The 15,637-nt window shown below is 70.3% G+C and carries 14 protein-coding genes; 5 read left to right on the top strand and 9 right to left on the bottom strand.

Translation table 11 applies throughout. The features are described from left to right. Positions 1-9: 9 nt before the first annotated feature. Complete coding sequence (locus CURTO8I2_RS12205) at positions 10-2,133, top strand: catalase (RefSeq protein WP_159681330.1); 2,124 nt, start codon at positions 10-12, stop codon at positions 2,131-2,133. Between the two features lie 116 nt (positions 2,134-2,249). Here CURTO8I2_RS12205 and CURTO8I2_RS12200 read toward each other — a convergent pair whose 3' ends face one another. The 6 genes from CURTO8I2_RS12200 to CURTO8I2_RS12175 form a co-directional block, all read right to left on the bottom strand. Further along, positions 2,250-2,516: a hypothetical protein gene (locus CURTO8I2_RS12200; protein WP_159681329.1), complete on the bottom strand. Its 267-nt coding sequence runs from the start codon at positions 2,514-2,516 to the stop codon at positions 2,250-2,252. Between the two features lie 401 nt (positions 2,517-2,917). Further along, positions 2,918-3,646, bottom strand: coding sequence for a glycosyltransferase (locus CURTO8I2_RS12195; protein ID WP_159681328.1), 729 nt, complete (start codon positions 3,644-3,646; stop codon positions 2,918-2,920). Next, positions 3,643-4,245, bottom strand: coding sequence for an SAM-dependent methyltransferase (locus CURTO8I2_RS12190; protein ID WP_159681327.1), 603 nt, complete (start codon positions 4,243-4,245; stop codon positions 3,643-3,645). Before CURTO8I2_RS12190 ends, CURTO8I2_RS12195 begins: the two co-directional genes overlap by 4 nt. Then, a complete protein-coding gene (locus tag CURTO8I2_RS12185) occupies positions 4,242-5,021 on the bottom strand; it encodes a PIG-L family deacetylase (protein ID WP_159681326.1) in 780 nt (259 codons plus the stop codon). Before CURTO8I2_RS12185 ends, CURTO8I2_RS12190 begins: the two co-directional genes overlap by 4 nt. Beyond that, complete coding sequence (locus CURTO8I2_RS12180) at positions 5,009-6,010, bottom strand: acyl-CoA dehydrogenase family protein (protein WP_343161351.1); 1,002 nt, start codon at positions 6,008-6,010, stop codon at positions 5,009-5,011. Before CURTO8I2_RS12180 ends, CURTO8I2_RS12185 begins: the two co-directional genes overlap by 13 nt. Positions 6,011-6,204: 194 nt before the next feature. Continuing rightward, complete coding sequence (locus tag CURTO8I2_RS12175) at positions 6,205-7,539, bottom strand: sialidase family protein (protein WP_159681325.1); 1,335 nt, start codon at positions 7,537-7,539, stop codon at positions 6,205-6,207. A gap of 80 nt (positions 7,540-7,619) precedes the next feature. Between CURTO8I2_RS12175 and CURTO8I2_RS12170 the strand changes: the two genes are divergently transcribed. From CURTO8I2_RS12170 to CURTO8I2_RS12160, 3 genes are all read left to right on the top strand, one after another. Continuing rightward, positions 7,620-7,973 carry a DUF2007 domain-containing protein gene (locus tag CURTO8I2_RS12170; protein WP_159681324.1) on the top strand — a complete coding sequence of 118 codons (354 nt, stop codon included), beginning with the start codon at positions 7,620-7,622 and terminating at the stop codon, positions 7,971-7,973. Positions 7,974-8,074: 101 nt separating this feature from the next. Next, positions 8,075-10,426: a Tex family protein gene (locus CURTO8I2_RS12165; RefSeq protein ID WP_159681323.1), complete on the top strand. Its 2,352-nt coding sequence runs from the start codon at positions 8,075-8,077 to the stop codon at positions 10,424-10,426. Positions 10,427-10,505: 79 nt separating this feature from the next. Then, positions 10,506-10,910, top strand: a complete 405-nt coding sequence (locus CURTO8I2_RS12160) for a hypothetical protein (protein WP_159681322.1) — start codon at positions 10,506-10,508, stop codon at positions 10,908-10,910. A gap of 45 nt (positions 10,911-10,955) precedes the next feature. Here the strand turns inward: CURTO8I2_RS12160 and CURTO8I2_RS12155 are convergent, their stop codons facing one another. The 3 genes from CURTO8I2_RS12155 to CURTO8I2_RS15535 form a co-directional block, all read right to left on the bottom strand. After that, on the bottom strand, positions 10,956-11,321 hold the full coding sequence (locus CURTO8I2_RS12155; RefSeq protein ID WP_159681321.1) for a hypothetical protein: 366 nt from the start codon (positions 11,319-11,321) through the stop codon (positions 10,956-10,958). 199 nt (positions 11,322-11,520) lie between these two features. Further along, on the bottom strand, positions 11,521-13,410 hold the full coding sequence (mnmG, locus tag CURTO8I2_RS12150) for a tRNA uridine-5-carboxymethylaminomethyl(34) synthesis enzyme MnmG (protein ID WP_159681320.1): 1,890 nt from the start codon (positions 13,408-13,410) through the stop codon (positions 11,521-11,523). 385 nt (positions 13,411-13,795) lie between these two features. Next, positions 13,796-14,515, bottom strand: coding sequence for a hypothetical protein (locus CURTO8I2_RS15535; protein WP_305067729.1), 720 nt, complete (start codon positions 14,513-14,515; stop codon positions 13,796-13,798). Positions 14,516-14,654: 139 nt separating this feature from the next. On the opposite strand from CURTO8I2_RS15535, the gene CURTO8I2_RS12140 reads away from it, so the two are divergent. Further along, positions 14,655-15,635, top strand: a complete 981-nt coding sequence (locus tag CURTO8I2_RS12140) for a pyridoxal-phosphate dependent enzyme (RefSeq protein WP_159681319.1) — start codon at positions 14,655-14,657, stop codon at positions 15,633-15,635. Positions 15,636-15,637: the final 2 nt, after the last annotated feature.

The raw sequence follows: 15,637 nt of genomic DNA, 5'->3' as shown, positions 1-15,637 counted from the left end.
GCCCTGCCCATGGCCAGCAAGACGCCAGCCCCTGCCACGTCCCGCAAACCGCCGTCGACCGGCAAGACACCTGCACGCGACGCCACCGATCTGCGCGGCGAAGGCGACGAGCTGCAGCAACAGGCCGGCGGTACGCATCCGCAGTTGACGACGAACCAGGGCATCCCGATCGCCGACAACCAGAACTCGCTCAAGTCCGGCGGTCCGCGCGGCCCGGCGCTGCTGGAGGATTTCATCCTCCGCGAAAAGATCACCCACTTCGATCACGAGCGCATTCCCGAGCGCATCGTCCATGCCCGCGGCACCGCGGCGCACGGCACGTTCGAGCTCACCAAGTCGCTGTCGCAGTACACCACCGCGCGCATCCTCACCGAAGTCGGCACGAAGACGCCGGTGTTCACGCGTTTCTCGACGGTCGCCGGCGGCGCCGGTTCGGTCGACACGCCGCGTGACGTGCGCGGGTTCGCGGTCAAGTTCTACACCCAGGAAGGCAACTGGGATCTGGTGGGCAACAACATCCCGGTGTTCTTCATCCAGGACGCGATGAAGTTTCCGGACGTGGTGCATTCGGTGAAGATGGAGCCCGACCGCGGATTCCCGCAGGCGGCCAGTGCGCACGACACGTTCTGGGACTTCATCTCGCTGACCCCTGAAGCGATGCACATGATCATGTGGGCGATGAGCGACCGCACGATCCCGCGCTCGCTGCGCACGATCGAAGGCTTCGGCGTGCACTCCTTCCGCCTGCTCGACCAGGATGGCAACAGCACGTTCGTGAAGTTCCACTGGCGTCCGACGCTGGGCATCCAGTCGACGGTGTGGGACGAGGCGCTGAAACTGCAGGCCGCCGACAACGACTTCCACCGCCGCGACCTGTTCGAGGCGATCCAGGCCGGTGACTTCCCCGCCTGGGACCTCGCGGTGCAGCTGTTCACCGAGGAAGAGGCCGATGCATTCCCGTTCGACCACCTGGACCCGACCAAGCTGGTCCCCGAGGAACTGGTGCCGCTGCAGGTCATCGGACGCATGACGCTCGACCGCTGGCCGGACAACTTCTTCGCCGAAACCGAGCAGGTCGCCTACTGCCCGGCCAACATCGTGCCGGGCATCGATTTCACCAACGATCCGCTGCTGCAGGGCCGTCTGTTCTCGTATCTCGACACGCAGCTCTCGCGCCTGGGCGGTCCGAACTTCCACCAGATCCCGGTCAATGCGCCGAAGTGTCCGTTCGCCAACAACCAGCGCGACGGCCACATGCAGATGCAGGTGCCCAAGGGCCGGGTGAACTACGAGCCCAGCTCGCTGCAGGGCGACAGCCCGCGCGCCTCGCGCGAAGCCGGCTACCGTCACCACGCGACCGTCGACGACGGCGTCAAGGGACGCGTGCGGCCCGACAGCTTCGCCGACCATTACAGCCAGGCGCGTCTGTTCTTCCGCAGCCAGAGTGCGATCGAGCAGGCGCACATGGCGAGCGCGCTGGTGTTCGAACTGTCGAAGGTCGAGACCGCGCACGTCCGCGAGGCGGTGGTCGGGCATCTGCGCCACGTCGATCCGTCGCTCGCGCAGCGCGTCGCCGATGGTCTGGGCATGGATGCGCTGCCGCCCGCTCCCGAGGCACGCGTCGCGCCGCAGGACATGCCGGCGTCGCCCGCGCTGCGGATCATCGACCGCATGCGTGACACGTTGCAGGGTCGCAGCGTCGGCATCCTCGTCCACGACGGGTCCGATGCCGCGACGGTGAAGGCCCTGCGCAAGGCCGCGGAAGGCGCAGGTGCGATGGTCAAGATCGTGGCGCCCAAGCTCGGCGGCGCCAAGCTGTCCGACGGCAAGCGCATGGCGGCCGACGGCCAGCTCGCCGGGACGCCGTCGACCGTGTTCGACGCGGTCGCCGTCGTGCTGTCGGCGGACGCCGGCAAGCAGCTGTCGCGCGAAGCGGCCGCGGTCGACTGGGTGCGCGATGCATTCGGACACCTGAAGGCGATCGCTGCCGACGACGGTGCCCAGGCCGTGCTCAAGGCCGGCGGCATCGCCAGGGATGCAGGCGTGCTGGATGCCGGCGATGCCAAGGGCTTCATCACCCAGGCCAAGACCCGGCAGTGGGATCGCGAGAAGAAGGTGCGCATGCTGGCCTGAGCCGGCATGTCGGGCGGGGCGTCGCCAGCCGGCGCGCCCCGGCTTTTCAATCACTCAAGACAAAAAGAAGGGTGCCTTGCGGCACCCTTTTTCATTCGTGTGATCCGGCATCGCGATCAGGCGGCTGCGGCGCCTGTCGCCAGCACAGAACCGCTCGGAGGCGCGACCGCCTCCGGGGCCGGAGCGGTCGGCGGATCGACCGGCTCGTAGCTGCCATCCGCATTGCGGATCCGCAGGATGCAGCCGCGTTCGATCACGCCCCGCACCACCTCGTCGCGCAGCGCCGTCGCCCGGCTCAGATACGTCGCCAGCGTCTGGCCCTGCGTGTCGGTGAGCACCCAGAAGCGCAGACCCATGTCGTATTGCAGCGTGTAGGTACTCATCCGTGTCTCCGCGATCATCAGCCGCGATCTTCGAATGCAGGGGATCGCCCAGGCGTGAATCCGCCGCGGTCATCTGCGATCGGCGCCGGTCGCGTTGTGCGACTGCGCGTGTCGTTCATCGCAACGCCCGTCGCAACGCATTGCGTGCCTGGCCTCACCGCTCGTGTGCCGCGCCTGCGGCGCGATGTCAGCACCTGGCCGACGATCGCGGTCGTCAGGATGCAGGCATTGGTGACGATGAAGACCGGACCAGCACGCTGTCGGTCACGACGCCCACCGATGTGTAACCCGGCCCACGAACAACCAGCGGGGACACCTTGCGCACTGCCGTCCCGGAGCTGCGTTGCGATCTCCGGATCAAGTTCGCCAGCAGCACCGCGGAAGCGGCCCAGCCGATGAGCTCAGGCGGCATGGGGGCCCGAACCCAGGTCGAAATCGGCGACAGGGGTCTCGAGCAGTGGCGACACCACTGCACGCGTACGCGCCTCGAGCGCGAGCAGGTAATCGGCGAAACCGCCTTGCGCCCGCGCGACGCGACGGGCGCTGGTGATCACCACCGGCGTGGCACGACGCGCGATGCGCGCGCCGGCGCGCTGCAGGGCATCGACCATCGCCACGTCCTCGTGCGCGGACAGCGGCGCGAATCCGCCGCAGCGCAGGTACATCGCCGCGCTGAAACCCATGTTCGCGCCGTGCACGTGCGGATGGCCGTCGCGCTGCGCATCCGGCGTTCCGAACTGCAGGCGCACGGTCTCGTCGTAATCCAGCCAGTCGTCGACGGTCACGATGCCGCAGAACGCATCCGCGTCGCAGGCGATCTGGCAGGCCAGCCAGTCCTGCGGCACGCGGGAATCGGCGTCGGTGCAGGCGACCCAGCGCGCGCCCAGGCCGATCGCGCAGGCAGCGCCCGCAGCGCGTGCACGGCCGACGTTGCCGTCGTGCAGCGCGACGCCGCGGACGCCGCAGCCGGCGACGATCTCGGCGGTGCGGTCGCTGCAGCGATCCAGCGCCACGACAATCTCGACCGCCTCGCCGGCGAGCGCCGCATGCCGCGCCGCGGCCTGCACCGACGCCAGGCACGCGGCGATGCCGGCCTCTTCGTTGTGGGCGGGAATGACGACGCCGATCACCGCAGGCCCGCCCGCTGCGCGACGGACGTGGCGTCCACCGCGAATCCGTCGAGCCGGATGTCCGCATCGGCGTATCCGAACACGCGCTGCAGGCCGAGCGCGCGGCGCAGCAGGCGATGCACGTCGCCACCGGATAGCGGCGCCTGTGCGAACGGCGCGAGCCAGTGACAGGCCACCAGCACGCCGTCGCCCTGCAGGCTGGCCGTCAGCCTGCGCGCCATGTGCGTCAGCGTGTCGGCATCGAGGTAGTAGCCCACTTCGCTGAAGACGATCAGATCGAACCGCCCCTCGGGCCAGGTGTCGGGATGGCGCGCCTGTTGCACGTCGACGTGTGCGTGCATCCGCGTGCGCCCGGTGGCGAGTGCGACCGCGCGGGCGCTCAGGTCGGTCGCCAGCAACCGGTCGCAGCGCGTGGCGAGCTCGGCCGTCAGTTCGCCGTTCGAGCAGCCGATCTCCCAGACGCGGCCGAAGCGTTTCGCCGGCAGGCTCGCGAGCAGCAGCGCACGCTTGCGCGCCTCGTACCAGCGCTCGCGATAGCCGAAGGGATCGTCGTCCGCGTAGATCGTGTCGAAGTACGCGTCCGGCGTAGCGGCGCTCATGCCAGCACCACTTCGAAATCGCGATCGAAGCGTTCGAGCACGTGCGGCGGCAGGATCGGGTCCGGCGTGCCGGGTCGGTCGTCGTGCAGCTGGGATACGAAACATCCGAGTGCGGCGGCCTTGGCGCGGCATGCGGCCGGGGTCAGCACGAGGCGCTGCGCGCCGGGTAATGGCGTCTGCGCCGCACCCGGCGACAGCCAGTGCCAGGCCCAGACCGGAAACTGCACCACCTCCGCGCCACGGCGCGCGGCCGCGCATTCGACCGCGCGCGCCGTGGCCTCATGGTCGGGATGGCCGTCGCCGCGCCAGGTCGTCAGCACGCGATCCCCCGTGTGCAGCAGCGGCGCGAGTGCATGCGCGAGTTCGGTTTCGCGCTCGGCGACGCGGCCGTCGCCGATGTCGAGCGTGTCGATCGCATCGATCTCGACGCCGAGTATCGCCAGTGCACAGTCGAGTTCCCGCCGGCGCACGGTGCGCAGCCGCTCTGCCGGCCACACAGGCGAGTCCGGATAGCAGGCCTCGCCATCGGTCACCGACACCACGTGCACCGGCAGACCCATCGCGCGCGCGGTGGCGATCAGCCCACCGCAGCCCAGCGCCTCGTCATCGGGATGCGGCGACACCACCACCACTCGCGAGGTGCCGGTGAGCCATGCCTGCGCGGGCAGTGCGGGCAACGCGGCCAGCCAGGCCGATCGACGCCACGCGGATTCCGGAACGCCGTCGCCTGCGATCCGCGGCGTGTCCGGCTGCGACGTCGGACTCACAGCCGCCATGTCGCATCCCGGCCTTGCGCCGCCGCGCCCAGGTCCGCCCAGTCGCGCTCGGCGTGACTCTGCCGCAGGAACGTCGTCAGATCCGCGCAGCGCTGCGCGTGCGCCGCGTCTTCGCACAACGGGCCCGGGCCCAGTGCGCGTCCGACGCGGTCGATGACGTCGCTGGCGGCGCGTTCGACCACGCTGCGCACGCGCGTGATCGCGGTGGCGTGCGGCGCGTCGGGTTCCAGGTCGATGACGGCGGCGGTGTCGCGCAACAGACTCGCGGCCGCGGACAGGGCCATGTCGATCGCTCCCAGGTGCGCCATCGCATGCGGGCTGTGGGCCGCGCGCGCGTGACGGCGCAAGGTCTCGGCAATCGCGGTCGCAGCACCGAACCAGCATGCGGCGATGCCGCCGCCGCCGTGCCAGAAGCCGGGCCGCGCGAGGTAGTCGCCGGCCGCGCCGATCTGCACCGCCGCGACGTTCTCGAACGCCAGGCGACCGCTGTCGACCCGCGCCATCCCGACCGCCTGCCAGTGCCCGGGCACCGGGGTGATGCCCGGCGCATCGCGCATGATCTGCACCAGCACGCGCGCGTCCCCATGATGCGCGGTGACCAGCGCCGCATCGACGAGATCGGCGCCCGAGCACCAGGCCTTGAGGCCGTCGAGCGTGCCGATGCCATCGGCGCCCGGCGTGAATGTCAGTCGTGCATCCGGCGGTTCGGCAGCCCAGACCGCATGCAGCAGCGCGCCGTCGAGCGCACGTTCCGCGGCGCCGAGTTCGTCGAGGATCGCGAGCGCGTCGTAGTGCGCCTCAAGCACCTTGATGCCGCAGACGTCCTGCGCCGCGATGTCGGCCAGATGCCGCCAGCGGCGCAGCGTGTCGCCATGGCCGGGCAGCGGGAGCGCGGATTGACGCGCCATCGCATCACGCACGAACACGTCCAGTGCGGGGAGGTCCGCGGACGTCGCCGCGACGTGCGGCGTGGAATCGGAAGGAGGCACAGCAGGTCCACGGAAGAGCGTGCGACCACGGTGCGCGTGCCACAGTGACAGCCACGCGAGTCGCGCGCGTTCATGCCGCCCCTGCGGGGCGCGCGCCATCGCGACATCACTTCAGCGCGTCTCCAATGTGCGGGACCGCACGCACGACAGCTGTCTGGAGACCGGCAGGTGTTGCGCGGGGCGCAATCGGACGGTCAGCGCACCACGCGCACGCCGCGCAGCGTCGGTGCGCCGTCGACCACATCGGTCCACACGACATAGGCCTGCCCGTTCACCGCCTGCAGCTGCGGAAAGCCGGTGCCGCGGCCCCGGCCCTGCGGACGCGCGACTTCGATGCGTTCGTACTCGGTCGCAAGGTCCGGACTGCGGCGCGACAGCCACAGCGACTGCGCACCAGCCGCGTCCTCGCGCAGCCACATCGCCCAGGCCTGCTGGCCATCGAGCGCGACGGCGACGCGTCCCTGCACGGCAGCGTCGCTGTCGAGCAAGACCGGCGCTGCGAACGTCGTGCCGGCGTCCTCGCTGCGGGCGATCTGCACCTGCGGCGTGCCGGTCGGTGCGCTGTACCAGCCCACGACGACGCCGCTGTCGAGCGCGGCCAAATCCGGGCCATTGACCGGACAGGCCGGCATCACCCAGTTGTCGGCGTGCACGGCCGTCGGCGTCGTCCAGGCGTCGCCCTCGCGGCGCGTGACCATGATGTCGCGCACCTCGCCGTCGCTGCGTCCGCGATAGACCAGCACCGGACCCTGCGCGGTGACCGCCGCGGCGGTCTGGCAGCAGTCGCAGACGCTGGCATCGATTTCCTGCTCGCCGGTCTTGCGCAGGCCTGCGTCGAAGGTCGCGGCCCGCAGCGTCATCGGCCGGCCTTCGCCGGGCGAGGCATGGCCGGCGGGCGAATCATGGCCTTCGTGACTCGCGCCCACCGTGTTGCGACCATCGAGCCAGGCCATGCCGATGCCGTCGGCCTGCGGCCACATCGACACGAAGCCGTGCTCGGTCTGCGTGCCGTCGTCGTGCGGCACGGTGTAGGCACCCCAGTTCGCGCCGCCGTCGCGCGAGCGCACCAGCGCGATGTCGTAGGCATACGGCGCATCGCCGTTCTTCTGCAGCCAGTGCGCCCACAGCGCGCCGTCGGCGGTGGCCTGCACGTGCGGGGTGTCGGCCCAGTTGACGAACATGCGGTTGCCGATCGCGATCGTCGTCGGCGCATTGCGCCAGCGCTGCTGCGCAGGATCGAAACGCGAGAACTGGAACACGTGCCGACGCCCTTCGCGCGAGTTCACCCAGCTCAGCATCAGCACGCCGTCCGGGCCGGCGACGAGATCGGGCGAGGCCGAGCCTGCGCCGGTTTCCGGCAGCGCCCAGTCGACGAGCTCGCTCGGCGCGGTCACATCCGTGGTCGCGGTGCGCGCGGCCGCCGGCTCGGGCGCGTCGCTGCCGCAGGCTGCGAGCAACAGTGCAGCGGTCGACACCGCGAGGACGTTGCGCAGGCGCGAGCGGCGTGCGGGACGATCGAAAGCAGACATGCGCCAGGCTCCACGTGAGCGTCGGATTCAGTGCGCAAGGTTACCCTCACCCGCATGTACGCGTGTCCACACAGCCACCCATGAGCGTCATCGTCGCCCGATATGCAGACCCGATCGAAGCGCAGATCGCCTGCGGCCTGCTGCAGGCCGAGGGCATCGACGTGCATCTGGGCGATGCCAACATGGCGCTGGCGAACTGGGAGTGGCGGCTGGCCATCGGCGGGGTGAAGTTGCACGTGCGCGACGACCAGCTGGCACAGGCCCAGGACCTCATCGGGCGGCTGGATGCCGGCGAGTTCCAGCTCGGCGCCGAAGACGATCCCGACGCGGACGCGCCGCTCCCGGCCACGCGCGAGAGCGGCTCCAGCCGCCTGGCGTGGATCGCGCTGATGCTGTTCCAGATTCCGTTGCCCTGGCGCCGGCGCCGCGACTGAGGCGCACGCGGACTGGACCCGCTTGTCAACGGGTACCGCCGATTGGACCGGGTTGCCACAATCGCCGCGCGGCGCTGCTGCCGCGAGCCCGTGTGGAACCCATGTCCAAGCCTGATGCCGCCCTCGCCCGTCGAATCGCCGACACCATCGCCGCCGAGATCGGCGCGCAGCCCGCGCAGGCGATCGCCGCGATCGCACTGCTCGACGAAGGCGCGACCGTGCCGTTCATCGCGCGCTACCGCAAGGAAGTCACCGGCGGCCTCGACGACACCCAGCTGCGCGATCTCGAAACGCGTCTGTCCTACCTGCGCGAACTCGAAGACCGCCGCGCGGCGATCCTGTCCAGCATCGACGAACAGGGCAAATTGACGCCCGAACTGCGCGCCGACATCGAAGCCGCCGACAGCAAGGCGCGGCTGGAAGATCTGTATCTGCCCTACAAGCAGAAGCGCCGCACGCGCGCGCAGATCGCCCGCGAAGCTGGACTGGAGCCACTGGCCGACGGCCTGCTGGCCGATCCGACCCAGGTGCCGGAGGAATTCGCCGCGGGTTTCGTCGATACCGACAAGGGCGTCGCCGATGCCAAGGCTGCACTGGAAGGCGCGCGCGCGATCCTGATGGAGCGCTGGGGCGAGGATGCGACGCTGCTTGGCGAGCTGCGCACCTGGCTCGAAGCCAACGGCGTGATCCGCGCCAGGGTCGCCGCCGGCAAGGAAGCCGCGGGCGAGAAGTTCCGCGACTACTTCGACCACGCCGAAGCGCTGGCGAAGATTCCCTCGCACCGCCTGCTCGCGCTGTTCCGCGGCCGGCGCGAGGAGTTCCTGACCCTCGAGCTCGAACCCGGCGCCGATCCCGAACAGGGCAACGCGTATGCGGAGGGCCGCATCGCGCGCCATGCCGGCATCGCCGCGCGGAATCGGAGTGCCGATACCTGGCTGCTCAATGCCTGCCGGCTCGCGTGGCGCGCGAAGATCCACCTGCATCTGATGATCGATCTGTTCGGCAAGGCGCGCGAGAAGGCCGAGGCCGAGGCGATCAACGTCTTTGGCGACAACCTAAAGGATCTGCTGCTCGCGGCGCCTGCCGGCCCGAAGACCGTGCTCGGTCTCGATCCCGGCATCCGTACCGGCTGCAAGATCGCGGTGGTCGATGCGACCGGCAAGCTGGTCGCGACTGACACGATCTATCCGCACGAGCCACGCAAGCAGTGGGACCAGTCGGTGCACACGCTGCGCAAGCTGTGCGCAGACCACGGCGTGCAGCTGATCGCGATCGGCAACGGCACGGCCTCGCGCGAGACCGATCGTCTCGCCGCCGACGTCATCAGGCTTTCGCCGGAGCTCAAGCTGCAGAAGATCGTCGTCAGCGAAGCCGGCGCGTCGGTGTATTCGGCGTCGGAAACCGCGGCCAAGGAATTCCCGAACCTCGATGTGTCGATCCGCGGTGCGGTGTCGATCGCGCGGCGTCTGCAGGATCCGCTGGCCGAGCTGGTCAAGATCGAGCCGAAAGCAATCGGCGTCGGCCAGTACCAGCACGATGTCGACCAGTACCGACTGGCGCGTGCGCTGGATGCGCGCGTCGAGGACTGCGTCAACGCGGTCGGCGTGCACGTCAACACGGCGTCGAGTGCACTGCTCGCGCGCGTCGCCGGCCTGTCGAGCGGCGTCGCCGAGAACATCGTCGTGCACCGCGATGCGAACGGCCCGTTCAAGCGCCGCAAGGATCTGCTCAAGGTGCCGCGCCTCGGCGAGAAGACCTTCGAGCAGTGTGCGGGCTTCCTGCGCATCGCCGACGGTGACGAACCATTGGATGCGTCGTCGGTGCACCCGGAAGCCTATCCGGTGGTCGAGCGCATCGCCGGCAGCAGCGGCCGCGACGTGCGCCAGATCATCGGCGACGGGGCGTTCGTGCGCGGGCTCAAGGCCGAACAGTTCACCGATGCGACGTTCGGCGTGCCGACGGTGCGCGACATCCTGAAGGAACTGGAGAAGCCGGGCCGCGATCCGCGTCCGGAGTTCAAGGCCGCGCAGTTCGCCGACGGCGTCGAGGACATCAAGGACCTGCAGATCGGCATGATTCTCGAAGGCGTGGTCAGCAACGTCGCCGCATTCGGTGCGTTCGTCGACATCGGCGTGCACCAGGACGGGCTGGTGCACATCTCGGCGCTGTCGGACACCTTCGTCAAGGATCCGCGCGACGTGGTCAAGGCCGGCGACATCGTCAAGGTCAAGGTGCTCGAGGTCGATGTGCTGCGCAAGCGCATCGCGTTGACGCGGCGGCTCGACGATGTGCCGGGCGAAAAGCCGGCGCGCGAGTCGCGCGAGGATCGCAATGCCAGCCGTGGTCCGGGCGATCCGCGTGGTGGACGTCCCGGCGGCAAGCCGCTGCAGACCGCGGCCGCGCCCGGCAACAATGCACTGGCCGACGCGTTCGCACGCGCCCGGGGCCGCTGAGCCGGTTTGCGAGGCCGCGGCGCGTGCCGCGGCCCCGCGCACGTCGCACAATGACGGACCGCCCCGACCGCCGATCGCCATGCCGACCCTCGCCACCCTCCACCGTCATGTCCGCACGATCGGCGTGCTCGCGATCGTGGTCTGCGCCGCCACCTGGGCGCTCGATCTGTCGGGCGTCGTCTACGTGTGTCCGTTCTGCCGCGCCCAGCGCAGCGTGATCGGCCTGCTCGGTCTGCTGCTCCTGTGCCCGGACCTGCGCGGCTGGGCGATCCGTTGGCTGGCCGGCGTACTCGGCGTATTCGGCGCGGTAGTGGCCGCCACCCAGCATTTCGCCGGCTGGCGCAAGATCAGCGCCGGCGAGTTCCGCTTTGCCGAGTCCTGGTGGGTGGATCCGTTCCTGCTGTCGGGCGCGGCCCTGTTCGCGATCGTCGGCCTCGTGCTGCTGCTGTGGTCCTGGCGGCCCGCATCACCCGCTGCACGTTGACGCAGCACCTGCGAGTCAGCGCAGCGCGCCGGCCGCCCGTCGTCTTCAGCGATTCGCGATGCGCCTGCTGCGCCGCCGGCTCCATCCAGCGATACCCGAGACCAGCGCCGCCGGAATCGACAGCACCGCCGCATACAGCACGCCAGCCAGCAGCAGTGGCCCTGCACCCGCGACGGCGATCACCACCGGCACCTGGGCGAACACGACGATCGGGCCCCAGAGCCAGGCGCGTGCCGGCATCGCGAAGCCGAGCACGGCGGAGACCAGCAGTGCCCCCGGATAGGCCAAGGTCCAGTACGCGGGTGCATCCCAGGGTTCGCCACCGCCCGTCATGCGGGACGCGACGGCCCAGTACGCGATGCCGATGACGGCGGCGATGCTTGCACCGAAGGTCACGGATCTTTGCGTCATGTCGGTCGTCCTGAGCGGTCGTCGCGCGTAACAGAGCACAGGCACGCGGAACACCGGATTATCGGGACGCGTGCGGGGAGGTCAACGCCCGCGTGTTCCGAAGCGCCTGCGCGCAGGCCGACAGCCCGCTCGATGCGCAACGCACGAGGTTGCGTAGGCGCACGCCGCCGCCTCGAAGTGAGGCGGCTACCGCGCGCCGTCAGGCCGCGCGCGTGCGCCGTGCGCGTTCCAGATGCACCAGCAGCAGCGAAATCGCGGCGGGTGTCATGCCTGGGATACGCTGCGCCTGGCCGACGGTGAGCGGTCGTACCTGGGTGAGCTTCTGCGCGAGCTCGGCGGAGAGGCCACGCACCTGCGCGTAGTCGAACTCCGGCGCGATCGCGGTGGTTTCCTGGCGCTGCTGGCGTTCGATCTCGACGCGCTGGCGCTCGAGATAGCCGGAATACTTGGCTTCGATCTCGACCTGTTCGGCGACATCGGCCGCTTCGACGCCCGGGCCGATCGCCTCGACGCGCATCAGATCGGCGTAGCCGAGTTCGGGGCGACGCAGCAGATCGATGCCGTTGCTCTCGCGGCGCAGTTCGATGCCCAGTGTCGCGACCGCATCACGGCCGATCGCGTTCTGCGGCGACGCCCACAACCCGCGCAGGCGCGCGGTCTCGCGCTCGACCGCTTCGCGCTTGGCATCGAAACGGGCCCAGCGCGCATCGTCGACGAGGCCGAGCGTGCGGCCCGCTTCGGTCAGGCGCAGATCCGCATTGTCCTCGCGCAGCTGCAGCCGGTATTCGGCGCGGCTGGTGAACATGCGGTAGGGCTCCTTGGTGCCGTGCGTGATCAGGTCGTCGACCAGCACGCCGATGTACGCCTGGTCGCGGCGCGGGGTCCACGCATCGAGGCCACGCACCTGGCGCGCGGCGTTGACGCCGGCGAGCAGGCCCTGCGCGGCGGCTTCCTCGTACCCGGTGGTGCCGTTGATCTGGCCGGCGAAATACAGGCCCGAAACGGTGCGCGTCTCCAACGTGTTCTTCAGCCCGCGCGGATCGAAGAAGTCGTATTCGATCGCGTAGCCGGCGCGGGTGATGTGCGCGGTCTCGAAGCCGACGATGCTGCGCACGAGCTCGAGCTGCACGTCGAACGGCAGCGAGGTCGAGATGCCGTTGGGATAGATCTCGGCGACATCGAGGCCTTCGGGCTCGACGAAGATCTGGTGGCTGTCCTTGTCGGCGAAGCGCACCACCTTGTCCTCGATCGACGGGCAATAGCGCGGGCCGATGCCTTCGATCTGGCCGGAATACATCGGCGAGCGGTGCAGCGCGCCACGGATGATCTCGTGCGTGCGTTCGGTGGTGCGGGTGATCCAGCACGGCACCTGGCGCGGATGGTCGTCGCGGCTGCCCATGAAGGAGAACACCGGGCGCGGATCGTCGCCCGGCTGGAGGGTCATGGCGGCGTAGTCGAGCGTGCGGCCATCAATACGCGGCGGCGTGCCGGTCTTGAGGCGGTCGACAACGAATGGACGTTCGCGCAGACGCGCGGCAAGCGTGGCTGCGGGCGGATCGCCCGCGCGGCCGCCGGCCGATTGCGCTTCGCCGATGTGGATGCGCCCGGCGAGAAAGGTGCCGGCGGTCAGCACCACCGCCGGCGCATCGAAGCGCAGGCCGGTCTGGGTGATCGCGCCGCGCACGGCGTCGCCTTCGATGACCAGGTCATCGACCGCCGACTGGAAAATCGTCAGGTTCGGCTGCGCTTCGACGGCGCGGCGCACGAACGCGCGATAGAGGTTGCGATCGGCCTGGCAACGCGTCGCGCGCACCGCCGGGCCTTTCGATGCGTTGAGCCGGCGCCACTGGATGCCCGCCGCGTCCGCAGCGCGCGCCATCACGCCACCGAGCGCATCGATCTCGCGCACCAGGTGGCCCTTGCCAATGCCGCCGATCGCCGGATTGCAGCTCATGACGCCGATGGTCTCGACGTTGTGGGTGAGCAGCAGCGTGCGGGCGCCGGCGCGCGCGGACGCCAGCGCGGCCTCGGTGCCGGCATGGCCGCCGCCGACGACGATGACGTCGTAGCTGTGGAAGTCGTTGGGCATGGCGACGATTATCCGCGAGTTCGGCGACGCACGGCAGTCACTGCGCCAGAGTTGGCACAGTTTCTGCGTGCGTCAGGGGGCACCCGCAGCGGCAAGCGTCGACAAAGGGGGGCGCGGCCGGAATTGGAACAGGGCTGGCCAAGCACGCTGCGGGGAAGCACGGGGCCGGATGTCGGGGGACATCCGGCCCCATCTTTTTGCGGCGCAGGCGCGGCGCGTCGAGACGACTGCGCGGATCAAGAGCCGACACCCGGCGGAGGCGGAACAGGGGGGATCCGGTATTCCCCCGCCGGGCATCGACAGTCGGTGTGACCATTTCGTCGGAAACCGACGCATCCGGTCACTCGGGCGCAAGCTTCCTCTCCCCTCACATCCAGCGCAAGGCTTAAAGCGGCTCGACTTCGCGGTGTGTGACCGTTGTCCTTCTTTCGCCGCGCGGACTCGGACGCGTCTCCGTGCGCGCCGGCGCCGGGCGGCTCACCGGCGCGGCCTGCGGCGGACGCTGGAAGCCCGGACGCGGCTGGCCTTCCGGTCGCGCCGGGCGCACACCCCCCGGACGCGGGCCCGGACGTGTCTGTCCCTCGCCACGGGGCGGTCGACCGCCCCACCCGCTACCGGGACGGCCCGGACGATCGGCATCGCCGCGATCCGGCGGACGCCCGCCGAACCCGGGACGCGGTCCGTCGGGGCGGCCGATACCCGGTCGGTCCGGACGGCCGTGGTCGGGACGCCCAGGGCGTCCATCCCCCCAGCCCGGGCGACCCGGATGGCCATGACCGTGCGGCGGCCGATCCGGCCGATGTCCGCCGGGACGACCGGGATACACCGGACGCACGATCACCGGCGGCGGCCGGTAATACCCGCCACCGTAGCCATAGGGATACCGGTTCCAGGCGTCGTAGCGCCCGTAGGGAACGCCGTATCGCGCGCCGCCGTACCAGCCATAGCCACGGCCATAGCCGAGACTGCCGTAGGGCGCGCCGTAGTGCCGGTAGGTGGTGCCGGGCGAGCCGTAGTAGTAGTCGCCGCTGCCGCCGCGGTAGCCATAGGTCGCGCAGCCGGCCAGCGTCATGCAGGCAACGAGCAGAAAAGCCTTGCGGATCATGTCGGTCCCCCCTGTCGATCAGAGGTCCACAATCCGCCCGCGGCATTGAATCGGCCCTTAAGCGTGCCGGGCGCGCGCAGGCCGCTTCATCCTGCCGTCGGCCTGTGAATCCCGGTGGTCGCTCCGTTACGCTTGCGCCATGACGGACACGATTTCCCTGCCGACACCGGACGCCGTGCGCGCCGCGGCTGCGCGCATCGCCGGCAAGGCGCATGTCACGCCGGTGCTGCAGGCCCGCACGCTCGACGATGCGGCGGGCTGCGCGCTGCATTTCAAGGCCGAGCATCTGCAACGCGCGGGCGCATTCAAGTTCCGCGGTGCCAGCAACGCCGTGTGGTCCCTCGACGACCCGACCGCCGCCCGCGGGGTGGTCACCCACTCCTCGGGCAACCATGGCGCCGCACTGGCACTCGCCGCGGCTGCGCGCAGCCTGGTCTGCCATGTGGTCGTGCCGGAAGGCGCCGTGGCGGCGAAGCTGGCCGCGATCGCAGGCTATGGCGCGGTGCTGCACCACTGCGCGCCGACACTGGCCGCGCGCGAGGCCGCCTGCGAGCGGTTGCGCGCACAGACCGGGGCGACGCTGATCCATCCCTACGCCAATGCCGACGTGATCGCCGGCCAGGGCACGGCGGCGCTCGAGCTGCTGCACGCGGCCGGGCCGCTGGACGTGCTGGTCGTGCCGGTGGGCGGCGGCGGACTGGCGGCCGGCACGGCGCTGGCACTGCAGGTCGCGTCGCCGTCCACGCACCTGATCCTGGCCGAGCCGCGCGGCGCCGACGACGCGTTGCGCTCGCTGCAGGCCGGCGCGCGCGTCGACGATCTCGAGCCGGAGACCGTCTGCGATGGATTGCGTGGCCTGCTCGGCGCGCCCAACTTCGAGATCCTGCACGCCCACCGCAGCAGCGACGGCACGCCGGTCGAGGTGATCGCGGTGGACGATGCCGACACGGTCGCGGCGATGCGGCGGATCGCGGTGCACACCAAGCAGCTGGTCGAGCCGTCGTCGGCGATCACGCTGGCCGCCGTGCTTGCCAACCGCTCGCGCTTCGCCGGTCTGCGCGTGGGCCTGGTGCTCAGCGGCGGCAACGTCGATCCCGACCGCCTGCCGTGGCTGGCGTGACG

Source organism: Luteimonas sp. 9C, from assembly GCF_902506295.1.
Classification (GTDB): domain Bacteria; phylum Pseudomonadota; class Gammaproteobacteria; order Xanthomonadales; family Xanthomonadaceae; genus Luteimonas.
The sequence above is the reverse complement of the archived record's forward strand: the minus strand, read 5'-3'. Positions and strand labels throughout refer to the sequence as shown.